This is a genomic window from Parashewanella sp. 2304DJ23-3, assembly GCF_056591695.1.
Genome location: NZ_JBWQOH010000003.1, coordinates 21,325 through 39,824 on the forward strand (window position 1 = coordinate 21,325; position 18,500 = coordinate 39,824).

Genomic DNA, 18,500 nt, shown 5'->3' on the forward strand with positions numbered 1-18,500 from the left:
ACAAATAGTTATGTTATTGTATTCAATTGATTAAATCTAATGATTTAACTATTTACATTGAACATGCATTAAATACTAAGAACAAGGAAATAAGATGAATAAGGGATTTTTGCTACTCCTTATACTTTTCGCACCAATTTGTGCTGCCGAGCAGAGCACACCAAAAGAAGCTGAGAAAGAGATACGCCAAGTAGTCGAAAGCTTCAGAGTTAGTATCATCAATAAAGATAGAGCTACCTTTAAGAGTCTATTTTACAGTGACAACATTCCTTTTATAGCCGTGTTTAGCCCTAAGATGCTATTTGAAGCTAGAAAGCGTAAGCCAAACTATCCTAGCTCTGTAGATTTTGGGAAATTTGGTTCTCCCGTTGAGCGTATGATTTCTGATAAAGAAGATTTGGAAGAAAAAATCTGGAATGTGCGTGTAGAAATCAACGGGCAACTTGGAAGTGTTCATTTTGATTACAGTGATCATGTAAATGGAAAGCAACGAGCTTTTGGCGAAGAATCTTGGAGTCTTATAAAAGTCGATAGAGCTTGGAAGATTACCTCTGTACAATTTACCGTTACAGAGCCTGATAGATTTAAATAGTGCTGTGACAATGCCAACTGTCAAAATAAAAAGAATTCAAAGTTCCGATTGGAGGACTTATAGAAATATTCGATTACAGTCACTAAAGGGCTCATTCAGTAGAAAGTAAATGGCTTGATGATGTTTGGCAGTTGCGCTGCGATACAGAGAAACGATTTAATTTAGCGTATCCGTTCTATTCTATATATGAGGGGACACCTTGTGGTCTGGCTTGGTCAATTGTGCATGAGGCAAAGTCGAACACTGCTCACATTTATCAAATGTGGGTTTCGCCTGAAGTTCGTGGTAATGGAATAGCAAGTCAGATGATTGATAAAATCATTCAATGGTCAAAGAACAATAACCTTGAAAATTTAGAGCTTGAAGTAACAACTATTGAAAAAAGAAGGCTTTTAGCAGCCTCTTTTGCATGCTGGTAACGATCGAAGAATGCTTTTATATCTCGTTTAAATGAATCTGGCTGTTTAATGTATGGTTTACGCTTTTCAAATAAGGCCATACAGAGATACAGGAGTAAATCCTCAATTCTATTAGACACTGCCAGTTGATATTTCTCGTACTCTTCAAAAGGGTAGGTTTCTCGTAATAGCTCAAAGACCTTTTTGTTTGAGCCTATCAACCCTTTAATTTCATAGGAGCCATCAAACTCATCATTAGCAGGCACACGCCCTAACTCCAAACACTTATTCCAGAAATTTTGAAATAGAGTCTCATTTTGGGCAATCACTAGTTGAAGTTTCTCTTTAGAATCTAGTTTTATTGGAGATGTGCGTTGCTCCCATTTATGATGACGCTTATATTTGTTTTGCAGGTATTGTTGTTCTTCGATTTTATCTTTGAAAATATAAAAAATACCAGGAGCAATTGCGATAGGTTCTTCTTGCAATGTTCGCTCTAGATAGCCTTTGATTTCTGCTTGCGCATAGTATTTTTGAAAGGTATTGATTGATGTAATTATGCCGTCTTTATATGGCTTAAATTGTCCAATATATTCGTCGTTCGCAATCATGACTGATACGACAAGCAGCTTTTGGGTCAAATCCCAAGCACCTATAAGTGCCTCAAGTCTTTCCTCTTGATCTTCTATTACATTGAGCACAAAACCAAGGTTAACAATGTCAGATTCACATTTATCGCTATCTGGTGCAAAGTTTGGATCCCAGCCAGTTGCATCAAGACCATGAGCATCTAACTCTGTTAAGTCATCTTGTCGTCCACAACCGTAGTCAAAGATAGAGTGTTCACCATTTAAGTAACCATGTTTTGACAACAACTTCATAGGAGCAGAAAGTCCATAACGCACTATGGCTGTTTTATGTCTATCGATGCTATCGCTTTCTTGTGGTTTGATTACTGCTGAGTTTCTAAAAAGTCTGCCGTCAACAAGGGTAAAACCTTTGTTTTTAATTAACGTTTCCCAGTTTCTTTTAAATCCAATGGTGCGTGTATTTTCATACAGACCTGCATTTTCGCCTTCTTGGGTGATATCAACAAACTCTTGGTAATGTGGGTCATCTGACAACACCATTGTTTCTTTTCGATGCAATATCGGTGGATTGTCTGTTTGTTCGTATGATGTAACTTTGTGCTTTAGCTTGCTGAGATCAACATTCGTACTTTGATGAAGCGCAGGATAAGAGTCTTGATAGAATGTAGGGTAAGACAATAATGATATGCGAAAGTCTTTTTTGAACAGTTTAACTAAATCCCAGTTTTCATCATCTAAAGATACAGCCTTTGCTACTGCAGGAATAAATGAACGTAACTGTTCAGGTAAAGCAGAAAAAGCGTCTTTATGTAGATAGATAGCTTCAGGTAAATGTTTGCCATTTTTAATTTTTGAAACGAGTTCTGCAAAGAGTAGAGCATTCATTGATTCAGCTCATAGCTTAAGTATGGGTCTGGAAATTGTTCTTCTACTTTCTTTATGTCTTTAACAAGTTGCTCCATTTTTGCGTAGGAGTTTATGCCATTAGCACTGCCGAAAAATGGCACTACGTATACTCTGGTTTTACCATTATTTGTAGTGGAAAATTTGATATTACCTTTTTCGATTATCTCAGTTTCACAGCTAAACATGCTGAAAAACTCTTCCCACGAAGTTTTACCAGTGCAAACAATTACCTTCGGATTATGCTTTTTGATCTCTTGCTGAAAGAATGAACCACGATGATTAATACACCAGACACGATAATCAAAAAAGCTGATAAGCCCTGTTTTATCAACTAAATCTTTGTTCCAACTGGTTGAGTTACGATCTTTGAATGAAATAGGAAAAGCGTTGAGTTTTAAACCAATACCATCTTTGAAAAATAATTTGTTTTCGATGGCTTGTTCTTGATATTTATTGATATCCCAACCTAAATAGTAAGCGTAAAACCATGCAAGCTTTTGGTTGAAGCCCATTCCTTGACCATACATAATCAATCTAACTTCGGTTTCGTTCCATGAAAGTAATTTTTCGTTTTCAGGTGAAAATGTATCTTCAGGAATAATGTTGCCTTCAAAGCCGCCACCCCATTCAAGACCGCACATCCAAAGTTTTGAGGCTGGATTGCCTCCATCACAACCATAATAGGAACAAGCTAATTTTTTAAATTTTTTGGTTACCATTTATTATTTTTACTCTTTGCGAGAAATGAGATAGAAGTAAGCCCTGCCGACTTTCTTGAACTGCAATTTGCCAGATTCTCGAAGGTGCATCAACTGGCAACCTGATATTTTCAATGCTCTTTGTGTTTCTTTACTGCTTAACCACTGCTTTTCATTATCCGATTGACTCATTTTCACTATCTCGTAATTGCTTTTTATTTGCTCAGTTGTTTGTTGGCTATCTAGTAAACATACTGAGGTTTGATAATATAAATTTCAATGTGTTATGGATAGCACCAAGTACAAATGGAGTGTATTTTGAAGTTTATTTTTGTTGATGCTGAGAATGTTGGCCTAAACGCTGTTGCAGAGGTTAAAGCTTCTCTTTCGGACAAGACTTTTGTGTTTTCAAAGAATACACAAATTATTGAGCTTTGTGAACGTAAGCTATTTCAAGTGTTTTCTAGTTATCCAACAGGGGCTAATCAAGCCGATTTTTATATTATTGGAAATCTTGTCGGCGTACTGGCATCGTTAAATGATGAGCAAAAGAAACAATGTCAGTTTGTTTTATTCAGCCAAGATAATTCATTAATTATGGCGTTTAAGTATCAATGCCACCTGCATCGTGTTGCTTGTGCCATACCTTTACAATCAAAAAGCCAAGCGCTCGTTCAGACTAAGTCAGGCTTATCTACACATCAGCTAATTATGCAGCAACTTCAACACCCGAAATCTACTGAAGACGTTAGAAAAAACTTGAGCATACCAAAATCAGACTTTACCCGTACGTTGAATGAACTTATTAAAGAAAAAAGGATCAAGCGGGTGCCTGAGAGTCAGAAAAAATGGATGAGAGTAGGGTAATCCATTTTTAGCGTCTTGGTTAACATTGCCATTTTATTTTCATAGAATCTAGTTTTTGAAGAAGTTCACGATAGGTAAGAAGATGTCAAAAAATCGTGATTTGTACCGTCGTATTATGGCGATGGAAAGTCGACATTTTAATATGTGCTTCTATTGCGGCTGTTTCGCAACCGAGTATGATTTCGTTGACTGCTTTTTACAAAGCTCATGAGCGATTCTTGCAACTTCTGGTGCAGCAGCAGTTCCGGGCCGCCACCCATGCCTAAAAGCAGAAATATTAGATCAGCATGTTCAATAGCAGCTTTAATCTCAGTCTCTGACTCAATGGCTGATTGCTTACCAACTTCAGGAATAGAACCAGCGCCTTTTCCTTTGGTGAACTCTTAGCCTATTTGAACTGAGCTTACTGAACGCTTCAATGCACGGGTGTCGGTGTTTATAGCAAGGTATTCGCAACAACTATCTTCATTGGTGAGCTAGAGTTTTCTTAAAGCTGCACCGCCACAACCACCAACACCGACGATCAAAATTTTAGGTGAAGCTTCTAAAAATTGCTCTTTACTTGAAATGACTTCTAGCATTTTTAACCCCTTAATTAAGTCTATGGAAATAGCTTAAAGGGTGGTTCGACAAATCGTGTCGCATGATTTGCATTGATATAAATTTTCTTTAAGGCATAATCCGCACCTTGATTTTCAGTCGCAATGACTGAGTTGTAACTATATGGATGTAAAATGAAAAAACGTATTCTTTTCTTATCGGTATTGGCCTCTATCACTTCTTTTGTTTCTCAGGCTCAGGATTCAAGCTCAGCATTTAGCTACGATAACGTTAGCTTAGGATATAAGACTTTGAGCATTGATGGTATGGATGGCAACTTTAAAGGCTTATCGCTTAAAGCCAACAAGTCATTTGGCAATTCTGGTGTGTTTGCTTTAGGTGAATATTTTGCTGTTGAGAATTCGGACTCAGTAACTCTAGATGATGGAAAGGCTGAATTCGAAAGCGATGTTAAACAGTATGAACTTGGTTTAGGCTATAAATACTCAATTTCTGATAAATCAGATTTATTCGCTGAGTTGGCTTTTGGTAACTCTGAAATAAAAGGGGAAGAAAGATTCACTGATAATTCAGATCATAATTTTGATTTTGTATCTGAGTTGAAAGCTGATGATGATTTTTATCGTTTGGGCGTTGGCGGTCGTTCTCAAATTTATGATCAGTTTGAGGTGTTTGCTAGAGTCGATGCAATTAAATATTCAGAAGGTAACTCTACTGAAATCGGCTGGACGGTTGGCGGTCGTTACAACATTACTAAGAAATTTGATGCCGAAGTATCAGTGTTTAACTATGAAGATCTAACAAGCTGGTTTGTCGGTGGAAATTATCGATTCTAAGATATTTTTGTGACCATTAATTTTTGCAATAGTGGTCAAACTATTTGATTCGAGTTTTTATACTGTGCCTGAAGTTTGGGCACAGTTGGTCACAAAGTTACCAAGTAGTTAAATTTAGAATATCTGAGTTGGGTTTAATCACATTTAGATAAAAGGTATTTTTAACTCTTTATACATATAGATATACATATTGCTGTAATGAGTACGATTTATAAATTCAAAAAAATCATATTGTTATAGCTAAATCTAATAAAACTGTTTTTATGATTTTAAATTTTTGAAAAAATTTAAAGCTTAAAGAAATGGTACAACCGAGTGGATTCGAACCACCGACCCCTACCATGTCAAGGTAGTGCTCTAACCAACTGAGCTACGGTTGTATATTTTGAAGTGTTCGTTTGAACGATTTGAATATTATGTTGTCATTTGTTGTGATGCAAGTAAAAATGACGTAAATCGTTTTAGTTGCTGTTTTCATAACCTAAAAGGCACTTTTAGTTTGTTTTTTGTTCGTTTGATTCAATTGGCTTGAATCTTTATTAGATTGCGGATTTACTTGTGATCCAGATCAAAAGAAGGCTGTCGATTTAACTGTTAAAATTGTTTTATTGACTGTTTTCTCATTCGACCTTAATTTGGAGTAAAGGAGTATCCGTGGAAGCTTTAGGTAAGCTTTTCAAATCTATGTTGGGTAGTGTACGAGATCTCGTGCCTATCATCTTAGTCATTATATTCTTTGAAGCTTTTGTGCTTCATCAAACCCCTGATGATTTAATTGGCATTTGTGTCGGCTTACTTTTCATCATTCTAGGTTTAACCTTCTTTATTTTCGGTTTAGAGATGGGCTTATTTCCGATAGGGGAATCGTTAGCTCAAGCTTTAGCGAGAAAGGGGAGTGTATTTTGGCTAGTAATCTTTTCGTTTGCACTCGGTTTTGGGACCACGATTGCTGAACCAGCGTTAACCGCAGTGGCAGGTGAGGCTGCACAGGTTGCCGCTCAAGCAAATGCGATTGCACAAACAGAGGCTGCTAAAGCATCTTATGCGATGGGGTTAAGAATTACAGTTGCGATATCTGTAGGGATTGCCATTTTAGTTGGTGTAATCCGAATTCTGAAAGGTTGGCCAATGCACTATATGATCATTGGTGGGTACGTCATTGTGATGATTTTGACGAGCTTTGCTCCTGAAAGCATTATTGGTGTCGCTTACGATAGCGGTGGTGTAACAACATCTACTATTACAGTGCCTTTGGTTACTGCTTTGGGGGTGGGGTTATCAAGCGTGATTAAAGGCAGAAACCCTATGATTGATGGTTTTGGTTTAATCGCTTTTGCAAGTCTAACTCCAATGATATTTGTGCTTTGTTATGGAATGGTGGTGTTGTAATGAATGTTTTAATGTCATTTTTAGAAACGTTTTTATTAACAGTACGAGACGTTGTACCTATTGCTATCATTTTGTTCGGATTTCAAATCGGTGTGCTTAAACGTCCAGTTGCAAATCCAAAAAGCGTCGCACTCGGTTTTCTGTACGTTATCCTTGGTTTGAGTCTATTTTTAGTCGGATTAGAGAAAGCATTATTTCCTCTCGGGGAAACAATGGCTGAGCAGTTAACGTCACCTGAATTTCTTGGAATAGTGCCAGGCGCAATAGTAAAACCTAGCGATTACTTTTGGGTTTATGTATTCGCTTTTGCTATTGGATTCAGTACCACAATTGCAGAACCTTCTTTAATTGCTGTTGCCATCAAAGCCAACCAAGTTTCAGGTGGGACAATTGGCGTTCAAGGTTTACGCTTTGCTGTTGCGCTTGGTGTAGCTATTGGGATCAGTTTAGGTTGCTACCGAATTGTTAAAGGTGATCCAATTCATTACTACATTATGGCGGGTTATATTTTAGTTGTTATTCAAACATTCTTTGCACCTAAAATGATTATCCCATTGGCCTATGACTCTGGTGGCGTTACAACCTCAACAGTTACGGTTCCGTTGGTTGCAGCATTAGGTTTAGGGTTAGCGACCAATGTACCAGGTCGCAATCCATTAATTGACGGTTTTGGTTTAATTGCATTTGCCAGTTTGTTTCCAATGATTACGGTCATGGCGTATGCAAAGTTAGTTGAATTTATGAGTTCTAAAAATACAGATAAGGAGTCGTCTGATGCGATTTAAGCTAATTGTGGCATTCGTAGATGATGCTTGCACAAATAATATTCTCGATGCTGCACGTAATGCTGGAGCAACAGGTGCTACAGTAATTAACCACGCTCGTGGCGAAGGTATTGAGCAGAAAAAAACGTTTATGGGCTTAACACTGAATGTTCAGCGAGATGTGATTCTATTATTAGTAGAAGAGCATTTAAGTCGTAAAATTCTTGAAACAATCAGTGCTGCTGGTGAATTTGAAGAAAAGCCTGGGCAAGGAATTGCAATTCAAATTGATGTCGAAGATGCGGTTGGCGTAGCTCACCAAGTGGAAGAATTAACGAAAGAACTCGGAGATAAACTCGTATGAGTGATTCAATAGTAAAAAATGAAGATGTAATGACCCAAGATTTTGCGATTGTTGATGGGCTGTTGACCGTTGCTGAAGCCATTGAAGTTGCTTTAGAAAAAAACGTTGAAGTTCTTTTCGTGAATAAGCGAAATGAAAATGATGAGTACGGTCTTGTTTTAATGAGCGATATCGCTAAGAAAGTACTTGCTAAAGATCGTGCTCCTGAGCGGGTAAATGTATACGAGATTATGACCAAACCTGCGGTTTCAGTGCATGACTATATGGATGTACGTTATACCGCTCGTTTATTTGATAACTTAGGCATTACACGAGCGCCTGTTATTGCAGATAAAGAGATTTTAGGATTAGTTAGCTATAACGATATTGTAATGAAAGGAATGCTGAAGCGCTAAGAACAACCTTTTGCTGATTATTCCATCACTTGAACTTGAAAAGTGAAATAAGGGTTTACAGCATCAGTCAATATTAGTACATTACGCACCGCACGGAGGGGTGGCAGAGTGGTCGAATGCACCGGTCTTGAAAACCGGCAACGGTTTATCCCGTTCCAGGGTTCAAATCCCTGCTCCTCCGCCATCATTTAAAAAAGTCGCTCATTAGAGCGGCTTTTTGCTTTCTAGACTTTCTATATTTATCGTTCTATAAACAAAGTAACACTTGGTTATTCACTTCGAGTTTTCAATGAAATTTCTGGTACCAGAAACGCTAGAAACTGAAAGATTAATTCTGCGACGATTTACTGAAAATGATTTAGTCGATATTCATCAGTATTTTTCGGACTCGATGGCAACAAAGTTTACGGTTGGAAAGAGTTTTAGTCTCCTTGAATCTTGGAAAGCGATCTGTGTGATGATAGCTCATTGGGAAATGAAAGGTTATGGCCCGTATGCAATGGTTGAGAAGACAACAAACAAAGTTATTGGAATATCTGGGTATTGGTTTCCATACGATTGGCCAGAAGCTGAAATAAAATGGGCATTGATACGAAGCTATTGGAAAAAAGGCTATGCGACTGAAGCTTCAAAAGTGGTTCAACAAGTTGGACTTGAGTATTTACCAGAAATTAATCTAATGAGCTTCATTCATCCTGATAATAAAATGTCGATCGATTTAGCAATAAGAATAGGGTGTAAATTAGAAAGTAAGACACCTTTTAGAGACAATATTTGGCATATTTATCGACACCCTAAATAGTCACATATGAAAAAACAAAAATGCCAGCATAAAGCTGGCATTTACTGAAACTGATTTTGATTCTTAGAAAGAAGATGTATCTTGGAAAATACCAACTTTCAAATCTGTAGCTGAGTAGATTTCACGTCCGTCAACTTCTAATGTTGCGTCAGCCATACCCATAACGAGTTTTCGATTAATCTTACGTTTTATGTCTAATTTATATGTGACTTTCTTGGCTTCTGGTAATACTTGGCCAGTAAATTTAACTTCACCTACACCAAGAGCACGACCTTTACCTTTAGCGCCTTCCCAACCAAGGAAGAAACCAACAAGTTGCCACATAGCATCTAGTCCCAAGCAACCAGGCATTACAGGGTCTGTTACAAAGTGGCAATCAAAGAACCAAAGATCGGGTGTGATATCGAGTTCGGCAATAATTTCACCTTTACCATATTTACCGCCATCATCGCTAATCTTAACGACGCGATCAATCATCAACATATTTTTCACTGGTAAACGTGGAGAGTCTGCACCAAATAAATCACCATGACCACAGGCGATAAGCTCATCCTTTGTAAAACTACTAACTTTTGACATGTTATCTTTCTATTATTGCCGAATGTGGTGCAAGATTAGCGAACACGTGTACGCTAAACAACTCCGATCAGCTAAGAATGTTCTGATAACTTGATTTTAATCACTTCTTAAACCAATTTTTGCTAATGTTCTCTGAATGAACGTAGGCTCAGGCTCGTATTCACCTGCTAATTCGTTCAAACGCTGTTGGACTTTCCAGTAAAGTGAATCTTTAGGGAACGTATTGTTTTCATTCGGGCTGCCGGCTGGTGTACCCAATAACAGTTCGATTACTTGGTCAATATGATCTACCTGAAAAATACTGAACTTACCTTGTTCAACTGCTGTGATTATTTCTTGAGGCAAATTGAGCTGTAATGCGTTTGATGCAGGAATGATGACACCCTGAGTACCTGTTAGCTTGCGCTTTTGGCATAGGTTAAAAAAGCCAGTGATTTTTTCATTTACACCGCCAATAGCTTGTACATTACCAAATTGATCTAATGCACCTGTAACAGCAATGCTTTGCTCTATAGGGGTTTCGCTGATTGCAGATAGCAAACAACAATACTCAGCAACAGATGCACTATCTCCGTCGATTTCTTGATAAGACTGTTCGAAAACAATATTTGCATCTAAATGAAGTGGGGCATCACGTCCAAAAATACGATACAAGCACGAAGATAAAATCATCATGCCTTTTGCGTGGATGTTGCCAGCCAATTCAGACTTTCGCTCAATATCAGCAACTTCGCCATCACCGTAATGTGCAGTACATGTAATGCGAGCTGGCTCGCCATAGCTGTAATCGCCAGTGTCTATAACAGTTAATCCATTAATTTGACCGACCATTTGACCTTCTGTTTGCAGGGAGATAAATTTGTCTTCAAAATTCTGTAATGAATACTCCTCAGAAGTATTATGCCTTTGTTGTTTAAGGTTTATTGCTTCTAGTACATAATCCGCAGAAATCCGTTTTGCTTTTGAAAGTGCAGCTGCTTGAGCTAACAGGTGTACCATGTCAACAAAATCTAATGCGAGTCTGTGCTGATGTTCGACAAGTGAAGATGAATAGCTCAATAATATTGGATATGCATCCAGTTCAACAATTGACCCCGTTGGTTTTAATTGCTCAAGCCATGATAGGTACTCTAATTCTGAGTACTTATATATATCCAGTTCAGAAACCATTTCTGCGAGTAGTGGAAAGTACTGGTTGAACGTCTCATCATGATACTTTAATTGAGTGAATAGGCTTGCACTGCCAACTAATACGATTTTACAGTTTAATGGTACATGCGAAAGGCTTGAGTTAACTCTATAAGAACCAGAGTTAATCGTATCCAACAGCATTGACCATAAAGTAGGTTTATTTAATAATGCATCTGTACTGATAAAAACGATGTTTGAACGTGCTAGGGCGCCAGCTATGTATTCAGCGATACCATCTTTATTGTGCGTTCTGCCAAATAAATCAATCTTAGAAATGTTGCCTGTTAAATACTCATATGTGTTTTGTTTGGTTGTGATGATGCCAGTGTTACTTGGAGCAGGCGAATCGAACCACTCTAATACAATACTATTTGCAGTTTTTGAAGCTGATAGATATTGTTCTGAAAATGAAGAATAAGTTGAAACTAGTGCATCAATGAATTTTGCCCGATCAACACCGGGGTAATCTGCTAAATATAAGTGTTGCTGATCGAGTTTTGAAAAAAGCTTATAAGCAGAAGTCACTCTGTCTTGGCCTAAAAGAAGTGAAAACGGGCTAGATTTGCTTTCGAGTGAAGGTGGGAAGTTAAATTGTGGTGTTAATTTTGATGCTGCAATTAGTTTTGGCTTCATAGTTCGTTATGTTTTATTTCAATAAAAGAATTCTATCACAGTCTTTATAACCAGTAGTCGGCAAATTTCTGATAAAAAAGATCATAATTTCAACGTTGTGGTTGTTCGTTGAGCGTTCAACATATTTTATTAAAATAATTATTTACAGCCACAATGGTTTTGACTATTATCAGCGGCGTTCGGAGGGGTGGCAGAGTGGTCGAATGCACCGGTCTTGAAAACCGGCAACGGTTTATCCCGTTCCAGGGTTCAAATCCCTGCTCCTCCGCCATCATTCAGAAAAGCCGCTCATTAGAGCGGCTTTTTGCTTTCTATCATTTTGAAATGAATGTAATTGGTCGCTTTACTATCTAAGTTCAAAGGTAAAGTCTTTTCACAAATTTACCAATCCAGCAATATCATTTCTATCTTCATTCATCGATAATACACTGTTTACTTCGGCTGTTTTTAATTGAAGTTTCAGCCTACATTTTTGTTCTTAAAAAATTTACTCGCCTTTACTGGGTATTTAGTTTTCTATGAATGCATTTGCATGCAGCCTTCTTATTTGACTGATAAATCAACTGATACAGCATTGTTGGTGGTAAAGTATTCACTTGATCAAATATTTCATTTTTTTTGTTTACAACGCAAAGCTAAATCAGTATCTTTGTCGGCGTTCGGAGGGGTGGCAGAGTGGTCGAATGCACCGGTCTTGAAAACCGGCAACGGTTTATCCCGTTCCAGGGTTCAAATCCCTGCTCCTCCGCCATCATTTAGAAAAGCCGCTCAATAGAGCGGCTTTTTGCTCTCTGATGTTCATCCAATACCTCTCTTTCTTCTTTCGTTTCCCTTGTGCTGCTGTTTTTTATCAGATCAAACCTTTGAGTTAAAACCTGTGTTAATTAATGTTAATTCAACCTTAATTTTTATGGTTGTTAGTAACTATTATCTATTATAACAATGAGTTATTAATGCTTTTTGAGTATTTCTTAATTAAGGTGAACACCTGAGTGACTTTCATTTATGGATAAAGCTCATTTGCTTGCTACCTTTAAATAAACGGATAAATTAAATAGACAGGCAGGTCGCAAACTTATGATGATGATTTTAAATATAGAGGTAGCAACATGCCAGAAATCCAAATGCGAGCCGCATCTAATACTGATTGGCCTTTCGTAAACCTTCTTTGCTCTAAAGACTTAAAAAATTACCTTAATGCTACCTGGCCTTATCAACCTGAAAAGTCACAATTCTTCAAACTCAAGCGCAGCAAATTCTTGCAAGGCAGAACAACCGTTATTAATTACGACGGGGTAGATATTGGAGTAGTGAGCATCAAACAAGGTGTTAATGAAGTTATTATTGAAGATATTTCTTTATGGTTTGATACGGATGAAAATGAAATTGCACAGATCATCATTAACGATATTATCGACAACAAATTAGATAAGGGCTCTTTGGCGAAATGCTCATTGCAACATAACAGCTCTCTTATTGAAGTTTATAAAAATTCAGGGTTTAGCTACGACTTCGAGACTGATCATAGAATCTACCTACGATATATAAAATAGAAAAACGAGAGTCAACTTCTGTGATCACCTATAGAGTCCTTGCTTAGCGTTAGGACTTTATCTTATTAAATAATTTAAATTCATTAGTTAAATATTCTTGATTTTCAGAGTATCAGTTTTGTGTAATTTCATCAGTCAAAATGTCTCCAAATGATGTGATCCAAATAATCAAAAGCTTCTCAGTTAGACAGTTTTTCAAATTATATCCAGAAGTAAAGAGAAGATATTTCTGGTGAGGAAAGCTTTGGACTCAGAGCTATTTTGTTGAAACTATAGGGAGCGCAACTGAAGAAATAATCAAAAAATATGTTCAAGATCAATTGGCAGAATTAGACAAAAAAGAGAAAAGTGCAGCTCAGCTTGGATTGTTCAAATAAAACTCGGTTGTTTCGGCCGAGTTTCTTTGTAAAGCCTTGTTCATTAGTTATTCAGTTACTTGTGATTATATATGCACTGAGTTACCTGTTTAAAAGTATTTTAAACTAACAAGCTGAGGTCATTATGAACAACGCAGACCATTATCCTTATTTTGAACTTAAAAAATTTAATATCAATCAGCTCGACGAAAAGAGCAATCACAATTCTATAGCAGAAGCTTTTATTTCAGATGGCATTATTTCAATAAAAATGGAGCGTACAAAATTCTTGGCAAATCGTAAGGATTTGCTGCATTCATTGGATCTGATAGATACTAATTACCTCATTGATGTTTGTCAGAAGAAGTTGAAAAAGGGTGGATGTGTTGGAACTGCAAAGTCATTTAATGGGGCTTCAGATCGTTTATTTGTTTCAACAAAAAACATTTTTGAAACGTATAGAACTTCGCCAAAATTTCTAAAAAAAAGATATAACCTATCTCACTCTCCAAACTCAAAATGTATACAATATGATAGTTCAGTATATACATCCTCTGAAGATGATTTAAAATCGCTGTTAAGGTCAAATACGGAAGGTTTCGATAATTCGGGCAAAGTTAAGAATACAGTAGGGTATTCAGCTTTTGAGAATGCTGTAGAAATGAGTATATATGATGTACTTTCCCCAATTGACAGTTTTAATAACAATGTAGCTAGTGCAGATAGTGGTTGGAGAGCATCTTATCTCGAAAATGCCACGATTCAGCAGGAGCAAAATGAACTGATTCAGTTGTCTTCTAGAATCTCAGTCGAGTTATTAAGAATATCTCATAAGTTACTTAAAATTATTGATACCTGCTTACTAACTGATAAGTATAAAACTCTTCCCCAAGCTCTCGAGCGGTATGTCGGTGGAAAGGGAAACAAAGTAACTCTTGCCATTTACCCCATAAGCAAAGCTGATTCTATCTTGTCATTAAAACACACCGATCCCACAATGATTTCGTTTCTTACAAAACCTATTTTCGTTGATGAAAATACAGGAAAGACTGTTACTACTATTGAGGATTCAGGGCTAAATATTATTAATGAAAGGAATGAGGCTATGCCATGTGCTTATGAAGATAACGAGATCTTATGTTTCGCTGGTGAGTTATGTCAAATGGCCACAAATAATATGATACCTGCGGTAGAGCATTTTGTTGTGTCGCCATCTCAAGAAACCTTGTTAACATTGAAAAAACAAAATATCAAATTGAAAAGGCTTCAATATGTCTTTTCTGTTATTCCAGATGAAGGCATGTTGACAAATGACTTAAAAAATTGCGAAGAACAGTTTGCATATACATGTAAAAATTACCATGTCGTTAATGCTGGAGGAAACAGAGTTTTATCAGCGACATTAAGTAATGATTGAAAATGTGAAAATCATTATTTACTTATAAAAATTTGAAAAAAACTTATGTTAATGCTTTATTCGGTGCTTCTAAGTTATTGCAGAATATGAAGTTGCAACCCAAATGATTTTGGTGTATCAATTTGTAGGAATTCTGAATCATAGATTCAAATAAAAAATTCTCACATTTGTACTTTTAAAAAAGGAGCCTAAGCTCCTTTTTTAAATTTAACTTCTATTAACCAGCAAAGTTTTGGTTAACGAAGTCCCAGTTTACTAGCTGCCAGAAACCATTCATGTACTCAGGACGAACGTTTCTATAATCGATATAGTAAGCATGCTCCCATAAGTCTACTGTTAGTAGAACAGTAACAGAATCATCTGTTAATGGAGTTGCTGCATTACTTGTATTAACGATGGCTAGGCTACCGTCAGCTTTCTTAACTAACCAAGTCCAGCTGCTACCAAAGTTATTTACTGCTGAATTAGTAAATTCAGTCTTGAATTCTTCAAACGAGCCAAAGCTAGCACTGATTGCATCAGCGATCGCACCAGTTGGAGCACCGCCAGCATTTGGTGCTAAACAGTTCCAGTAAAATGTGTGGTTCCAAATTTGTGCTGCGTTATTGAAAACACCACCAGTTGAAGTTTTAACCACTTCTTCAAGTGACTTACCTTCAAATTCAGTACCTTCAACTAAACCGTTTAACTTAACAACGTAAGTGTTATGATGCTTACCATAATGATACTCAATCGTTTCTTGAGAGATATGTGGCTCAAGTGCGTTTTTTGCGTATGGTAAAGGAGGTAATTCAAAAGCCATTAGTTTTGTCTCCATAGACTTGTTTATATTGCTCACAGCTGTGTATTGTACTGAATAATTCTGTGATGTGAATCATTGATTGTCTAATTAATTTAGTTGACATCAAAAATATTTCAACTTGCTAAACCCGTACAAATAATAGGATTTTGTTCTTTATCATTGTGGCGTACAATAGATGTAAATGATGTTGTGTGAACAGGATATAAAATGGAAACTGTTGAAAAAATTAAACAGCAAATTAGTGAAAACCCAATCATTGTTTATATGAAAGGTTCTCCAAAGTTGCCAAGTTGTGGCTTTTCTTCTCAAGTTGCTCAAATAATGATTAATTGTGGTGAGCAATTTGCTTTCGTCGATATCTTACAACACCCAGATATTCGTTCGGAACTGCCTAAGTTTGCGAATTGGCCAACATTTCCACAGCTGTGGGTTGAAGGCGAATTGATTGGTGGCTGTGATATCGTTGTTGAAATGTTCCAAAAAGGTGAGCTTCAACCAATTATCAAAGAAACCGCTGATAAATATCGCTCTGAAGCCGAAGACTAGTCTTTCTAGTATCTCTATTTAAAGCCGCTTTTGCGGCTTTTTTGTTTTCTAATACTTCCCTTATGATAAACTCTGCTTTTATTTTGAAAATGAATAGGATTTTATTTTGAAATCAGCCGTTCGGATACTCATTGCATCGCTTTTAGTACTATTTCCACAAGTTAGTTTTTCGGTAACGGTTGAGCACCTTTCTGATGTTAATGTGCCAGTAAAAAGTCAATCTTATGCTCAAAGACAAGGTGCGATTAAAGCCGGATTGAGACAAGTCATTTTCAAGCATGTTGGTGACGTTGCGGTTTTCAAAAATGATCTTGTAAATGCTGCTTTAAAAAGTCCGTCAAATCTGATGAATCAATACTCTTACTTCGAGAAAGAGGACGAGCTTTACTTAAAAGTTCAGTTTTCTGAACAAAAAGTTATTGAATTGCTTCGTAATGCACAAGTACCAATTTGGGGTAAGAACCGTCCTTTGACTATTGCTTGGGTTGCGTACGATGATGGTGTTTCAAACTCAATTATCAGCGATTCTTCACATAATGAGTTCATCAAGAATTTAAAAATTGAATCAGAAGATATTGGGTTACCAACAGTTTTGCCTATTCTTGATTTTGATGAAGTAACAAATATTTCAGTTTCAGATATTAAAGGCTCTTTCGTTAATCAGCTTCATGGTTTTAACGATAGATATGGTGTTGAGTATTACACGCTCATAACCTTAAATAAAACACCCCAAGGTTTTACTTACCAGGTAAAATTATACCCTCAACAACAAGAGGGGATTTTGAGGGCGGTTTATGATTTTTCTGGTAAGGCGGAGAATAATGTCGATGCGGCTCAACAAATATTGAAACCGTTAGCGAGCTTTTTTTCGAAGGAATATTCAGTAACAGCGACCAATGACAATTCATCTACAATATTAGAGTTTGTGAACGTTGACAGCTTGCACAAAGCAATCCAAATTGAACGATATTTAAATGCTTTTTCTACTGTGAAATCGGCACACATCAAATCAATCAAAAATAGTTTGCTTGGCATTGAAGTTAATTTGTACGGCAATGAGTCAGATATGTTTAAAACTTTGAGACTTGACCCTAAAATCACCCAGGTTAAACAAGATTCGACAGAAGAAAGTGTAATAAACCATCGATATATCTGGAAGTAGGACGATCTGGATAGATTTTCCAAATTGCCATGTTACAATGCAATTAATTCTAAAGAATTGAGATTTTTTGAGTGACACAAAACTCACCATTACAACTTTCATTACCCGTATATTTGCCTGATGATGAGACTTTCAATAGTTATTATCCAGCAGCAGGCAATGATGAGTTAATTCGTGAGCTTCATGCTTTTGCAACAGGTGCAAAAAAATCTTCTATTTATTTATGGGGACCTGAAAAATCAGGTCGTACACATCTTTTACATGCGGCCTGTGCTCACGCAAATGAAAATGACCGAACCAGTTTTTATATACCGCTCGGTATTCACGCCAGTATTTCTCCTGCATTACTTGAAAGTCTAGAAACAGTTAACTTGATTTGTATCGATGATATAGATGCGATTGCAGGAAACCCAATTTGGGAAGAGGCCGTGTTCGATTTATTTAATCGTATTGCAGACTCATCAAACTCTAGCCTAATTGTAAGTTCGTGTCAGAATGCTAAAGATGTGAAGTTTATGCTTCCAGATTTAACGTCACGTATGCAGTGGGGCCTAAGCTATCAACTCCAGCCTATGGCAGATGAAGATAAACTTGCAGCATTGCAAAGGCGTGCTTCAATGAGAGGGTTACAGCTTCCTGAAGATGTTGGACGATTCTTATTAAATCGACTACAACGAGATTTAAGAACTCTATTTGATGTTTTGGATAAGTTAGATAAAGCCTCAATGGTTCATCAGAGAAAGCTGACTATTCCTTTTATCAAAGAAATGCTTCATTTATGATAATACGGTTAACCGACCAGTTAACCTCCTACTAAAACCGTAGGCCACCCTAAAATTATTGTCCCACCATGTGCTGTCATATCCCCCATACGCACGGATGGCATATTGCTTATCAACACGGTTGCACTTCCTTTGATTACGCTATCTGGCGGCCCCACACAAATACAGGGCTGACCCATTACCGCTGCAGGTAAATTGCCAATTAACACCGTACTTGGTAATGGAAGCAAAGGACCACCAACATGTGGGATCGGAACGATCGCAGGTGTTTGCATCGGACATACATGCATATCTGTGGCTCTTGCAGCTGGTAGCAT

At 37.1% G+C, this 18,500-nt stretch carries 21 protein-coding genes, 4 tRNA genes and 1 pseudogene; 18 read left to right on the forward strand and 8 right to left on the reverse strand.

Annotation, left to right across the window (positions count from 1 at the left end):
• Nucleotides 1-94 precede the first annotated feature (94 nt).
• Complete coding sequence (locus AC1EU2_RS08040; protein WP_480297667.1) at nt 95-592, forward strand: hypothetical protein; 498 nt, start codon at nt 95-97, stop codon at nt 590-592.
• Between the two features lie 131 nt (nt 593-723).
• Nucleotides 724-1,011, forward strand: coding sequence for a GNAT family N-acetyltransferase (locus AC1EU2_RS08045; RefSeq protein WP_480297669.1), 288 nt, complete (start codon nt 724-726; stop codon nt 1,009-1,011).
• On the opposite strand, the gene AC1EU2_RS08050 is transcribed toward AC1EU2_RS08045, so the two are convergent.
• Genes AC1EU2_RS08050 through AC1EU2_RS08060 form a run of 3 tightly spaced genes read right to left on the reverse strand, consistent with a single transcriptional unit; the run spans nt 915 to nt 3,376 of the window.
• Nucleotides 915-2,465: a DNA phosphorothioation-associated putative methyltransferase gene (locus tag AC1EU2_RS08050; protein ID WP_480297671.1), complete on the reverse strand. Its 1,551-nt coding sequence runs from the start codon at nt 2,463-2,465 to the stop codon at nt 915-917. The genes AC1EU2_RS08045 and AC1EU2_RS08050 overlap by 97 nt on opposite strands.
• The gene (locus tag AC1EU2_RS08055; protein ID WP_480297672.1) at nt 2,462-3,205 is read right to left on the reverse strand and encodes a hypothetical protein; all 744 of its coding nucleotides are present in this window, start codon (nt 3,203-3,205) and stop codon (nt 2,462-2,464) included. The genes AC1EU2_RS08050 and AC1EU2_RS08055 overlap by 4 nt, the downstream gene beginning before the upstream one ends.
• A gap of 9 nt (nt 3,206-3,214) precedes the next feature.
• A complete protein-coding gene (locus tag AC1EU2_RS08060) occupies nt 3,215-3,376 on the reverse strand; it encodes a hypothetical protein (protein ID WP_480297674.1) in 162 nt (53 codons plus the stop codon).
• A gap of 126 nt (nt 3,377-3,502) precedes the next feature.
• Between AC1EU2_RS08060 and AC1EU2_RS08065 the strand changes: the two genes are divergently transcribed.
• Together AC1EU2_RS08065 and AC1EU2_RS08070 are read left to right on the forward strand one after the other, a co-directional pair.
• Nucleotides 3,503-4,051 (forward strand): hypothetical protein, encoded by a 549-nt coding sequence (locus AC1EU2_RS08065; protein ID WP_480297675.1) that lies wholly within the window; start codon nt 3,503-3,505, stop codon nt 4,049-4,051.
• A gap of 734 nt (nt 4,052-4,785) precedes the next feature.
• Nucleotides 4,786-5,448 (forward strand): hypothetical protein, encoded by a 663-nt coding sequence (locus AC1EU2_RS08070; protein WP_480297677.1) that lies wholly within the window; start codon nt 4,786-4,788, stop codon nt 5,446-5,448.
• Between the two features lie 303 nt (nt 5,449-5,751).
• Here AC1EU2_RS08070 and AC1EU2_RS08075 read toward each other — a convergent pair.
• Nucleotides 5,752-5,828 (reverse strand) — tRNA-Val (locus tag AC1EU2_RS08075).
• Between the two features lie 274 nt (nt 5,829-6,102).
• Here AC1EU2_RS08075 and AC1EU2_RS08080 point away from each other — a divergent pair.
• The 6 genes from AC1EU2_RS08080 to AC1EU2_RS08105 all read left to right on the forward strand — a co-directional run bounded on the left by AC1EU2_RS08080 (nt 6,103) and on the right by AC1EU2_RS08105 (nt 9,162).
• Entirely contained in the window at nt 6,103-6,837 is a 735-nt protein-coding gene (locus AC1EU2_RS08080) for a DUF1538 family protein (RefSeq protein WP_480297679.1), read from the forward strand.
• Nucleotides 6,837-7,622, forward strand: a complete 786-nt coding sequence (locus tag AC1EU2_RS08085) for a DUF1538 domain-containing protein (RefSeq protein ID WP_480297681.1) — start codon at nt 6,837-6,839, stop codon at nt 7,620-7,622. The genes AC1EU2_RS08080 and AC1EU2_RS08085 overlap by 1 nt, the downstream gene beginning before the upstream one ends.
• Nucleotides 7,612-7,965 carry a P-II family nitrogen regulator gene (locus AC1EU2_RS08090; RefSeq protein ID WP_480297682.1) on the forward strand — a complete coding sequence of 118 codons (354 nt, stop codon included), beginning with the start codon at nt 7,612-7,614 and terminating at the stop codon, nt 7,963-7,965. Before AC1EU2_RS08085 ends, AC1EU2_RS08090 begins: the two co-directional genes overlap by 11 nt.
• Entirely contained in the window at nt 7,962-8,360 is a 399-nt protein-coding gene (locus tag AC1EU2_RS08095; protein WP_480297684.1) for a CBS domain-containing protein, read from the forward strand. Before AC1EU2_RS08090 ends, AC1EU2_RS08095 begins: the two co-directional genes overlap by 4 nt.
• A 94-nt stretch (nt 8,361-8,454) precedes the next feature.
• Nucleotides 8,455-8,544, forward strand: a tRNA-Ser gene (locus tag AC1EU2_RS08100).
• Between the two features lie 105 nt (nt 8,545-8,649).
• Nucleotides 8,650-9,162: a GNAT family N-acetyltransferase gene (locus AC1EU2_RS08105; protein WP_480297685.1), complete on the forward strand. Its 513-nt coding sequence runs from the start codon at nt 8,650-8,652 to the stop codon at nt 9,160-9,162.
• Between the two features lie 63 nt (nt 9,163-9,225).
• On the opposite strand, the gene fabA is transcribed toward AC1EU2_RS08105, so the two are convergent.
• Nucleotides 9,226-9,741 carry a bifunctional 3-hydroxydecanoyl-ACP dehydratase/trans-2-decenoyl-ACP isomerase gene (gene fabA / locus AC1EU2_RS08110; protein ID WP_129947471.1) on the reverse strand — a complete coding sequence of 172 codons (516 nt, stop codon included), beginning with the start codon at nt 9,739-9,741 and terminating at the stop codon, nt 9,226-9,228.
• 96 nt (nt 9,742-9,837) lie between these two features.
• Entirely contained in the window at nt 9,838-11,565 is a 1,728-nt protein-coding gene (locus AC1EU2_RS08115) for a S16 family serine protease (protein ID WP_480297686.1), read from the reverse strand.
• A 181-nt stretch (nt 11,566-11,746) separates the two neighbouring features.
• Between AC1EU2_RS08115 and AC1EU2_RS08120 the strand changes: the two genes are divergently transcribed.
• The 5 genes and pseudogenes from AC1EU2_RS08120 to AC1EU2_RS08140 all read left to right on the forward strand — a co-directional run bounded on the left by AC1EU2_RS08120 (nt 11,747) and on the right by AC1EU2_RS08140 (nt 14,891).
• Nucleotides 11,747-11,836 (forward strand) — tRNA-Ser (locus AC1EU2_RS08120).
• Nucleotides 11,837-12,226: 390 nt separating this feature from the next.
• Nucleotides 12,227-12,316, forward strand: a tRNA-Ser gene (locus AC1EU2_RS08125).
• A gap of 358 nt (nt 12,317-12,674) precedes the next feature.
• On the forward strand, nt 12,675-13,118 hold the full coding sequence (locus AC1EU2_RS08130) for a hypothetical protein (protein ID WP_480297688.1): 444 nt from the start codon (nt 12,675-12,677) through the stop codon (nt 13,116-13,118).
• A 251-nt stretch (nt 13,119-13,369) separates the two neighbouring features.
• Nucleotides 13,370-13,495: pseudogene (locus AC1EU2_RS08135) on the forward strand (IS200/IS605 family transposase); the annotation flags it as partial.
• A gap of 124 nt (nt 13,496-13,619) precedes the next feature.
• Nucleotides 13,620-14,891 (forward strand): hypothetical protein, encoded by a 1,272-nt coding sequence (locus AC1EU2_RS08140; RefSeq protein WP_480297689.1) that lies wholly within the window; start codon nt 13,620-13,622, stop codon nt 14,889-14,891.
• 217 nt (nt 14,892-15,108) lie between these two features.
• Here AC1EU2_RS08140 and sodB read toward each other — a convergent pair whose 3' ends face one another.
• A complete protein-coding gene (sodB, locus tag AC1EU2_RS08145) occupies nt 15,109-15,693 on the reverse strand; it encodes a superoxide dismutase [Fe] (protein WP_480297690.1) in 585 nt (194 codons plus the stop codon).
• A gap of 207 nt (nt 15,694-15,900) precedes the next feature.
• Here sodB and AC1EU2_RS08150 point away from each other — a divergent pair, with 207 nt between their 5' ends.
• The 3 genes from AC1EU2_RS08150 (at nt 15,901) to hda (ending at nt 18,183) form a co-directional block, all read left to right on the forward strand.
• On the forward strand, nt 15,901-16,239 hold the full coding sequence (locus AC1EU2_RS08150) for a Grx4 family monothiol glutaredoxin (RefSeq protein ID WP_480297692.1): 339 nt from the start codon (nt 15,901-15,903) through the stop codon (nt 16,237-16,239).
• Between the two features lie 106 nt (nt 16,240-16,345).
• Entirely contained in the window at nt 16,346-17,401 is a 1,056-nt protein-coding gene (locus AC1EU2_RS08155; protein ID WP_480297694.1) for a DUF2066 domain-containing protein, read from the forward strand.
• Nucleotides 17,402-17,472: 71 nt separating this feature from the next.
• The gene (hda, locus tag AC1EU2_RS08160) at nt 17,473-18,183 is read left to right on the forward strand and encodes a DnaA inactivator Hda (protein WP_480297695.1); all 711 of its coding nucleotides are present in this window, start codon (nt 17,473-17,475) and stop codon (nt 18,181-18,183) included.
• 20 nt (nt 18,184-18,203) lie between these two features.
• Here the strand turns inward: hda and AC1EU2_RS08165 are convergent, their stop codons facing one another.
• Nucleotides 18,204-18,500, reverse strand: a complete 297-nt coding sequence (locus AC1EU2_RS08165; protein ID WP_129947478.1) for a PAAR domain-containing protein — start codon at nt 18,498-18,500, stop codon at nt 18,204-18,206.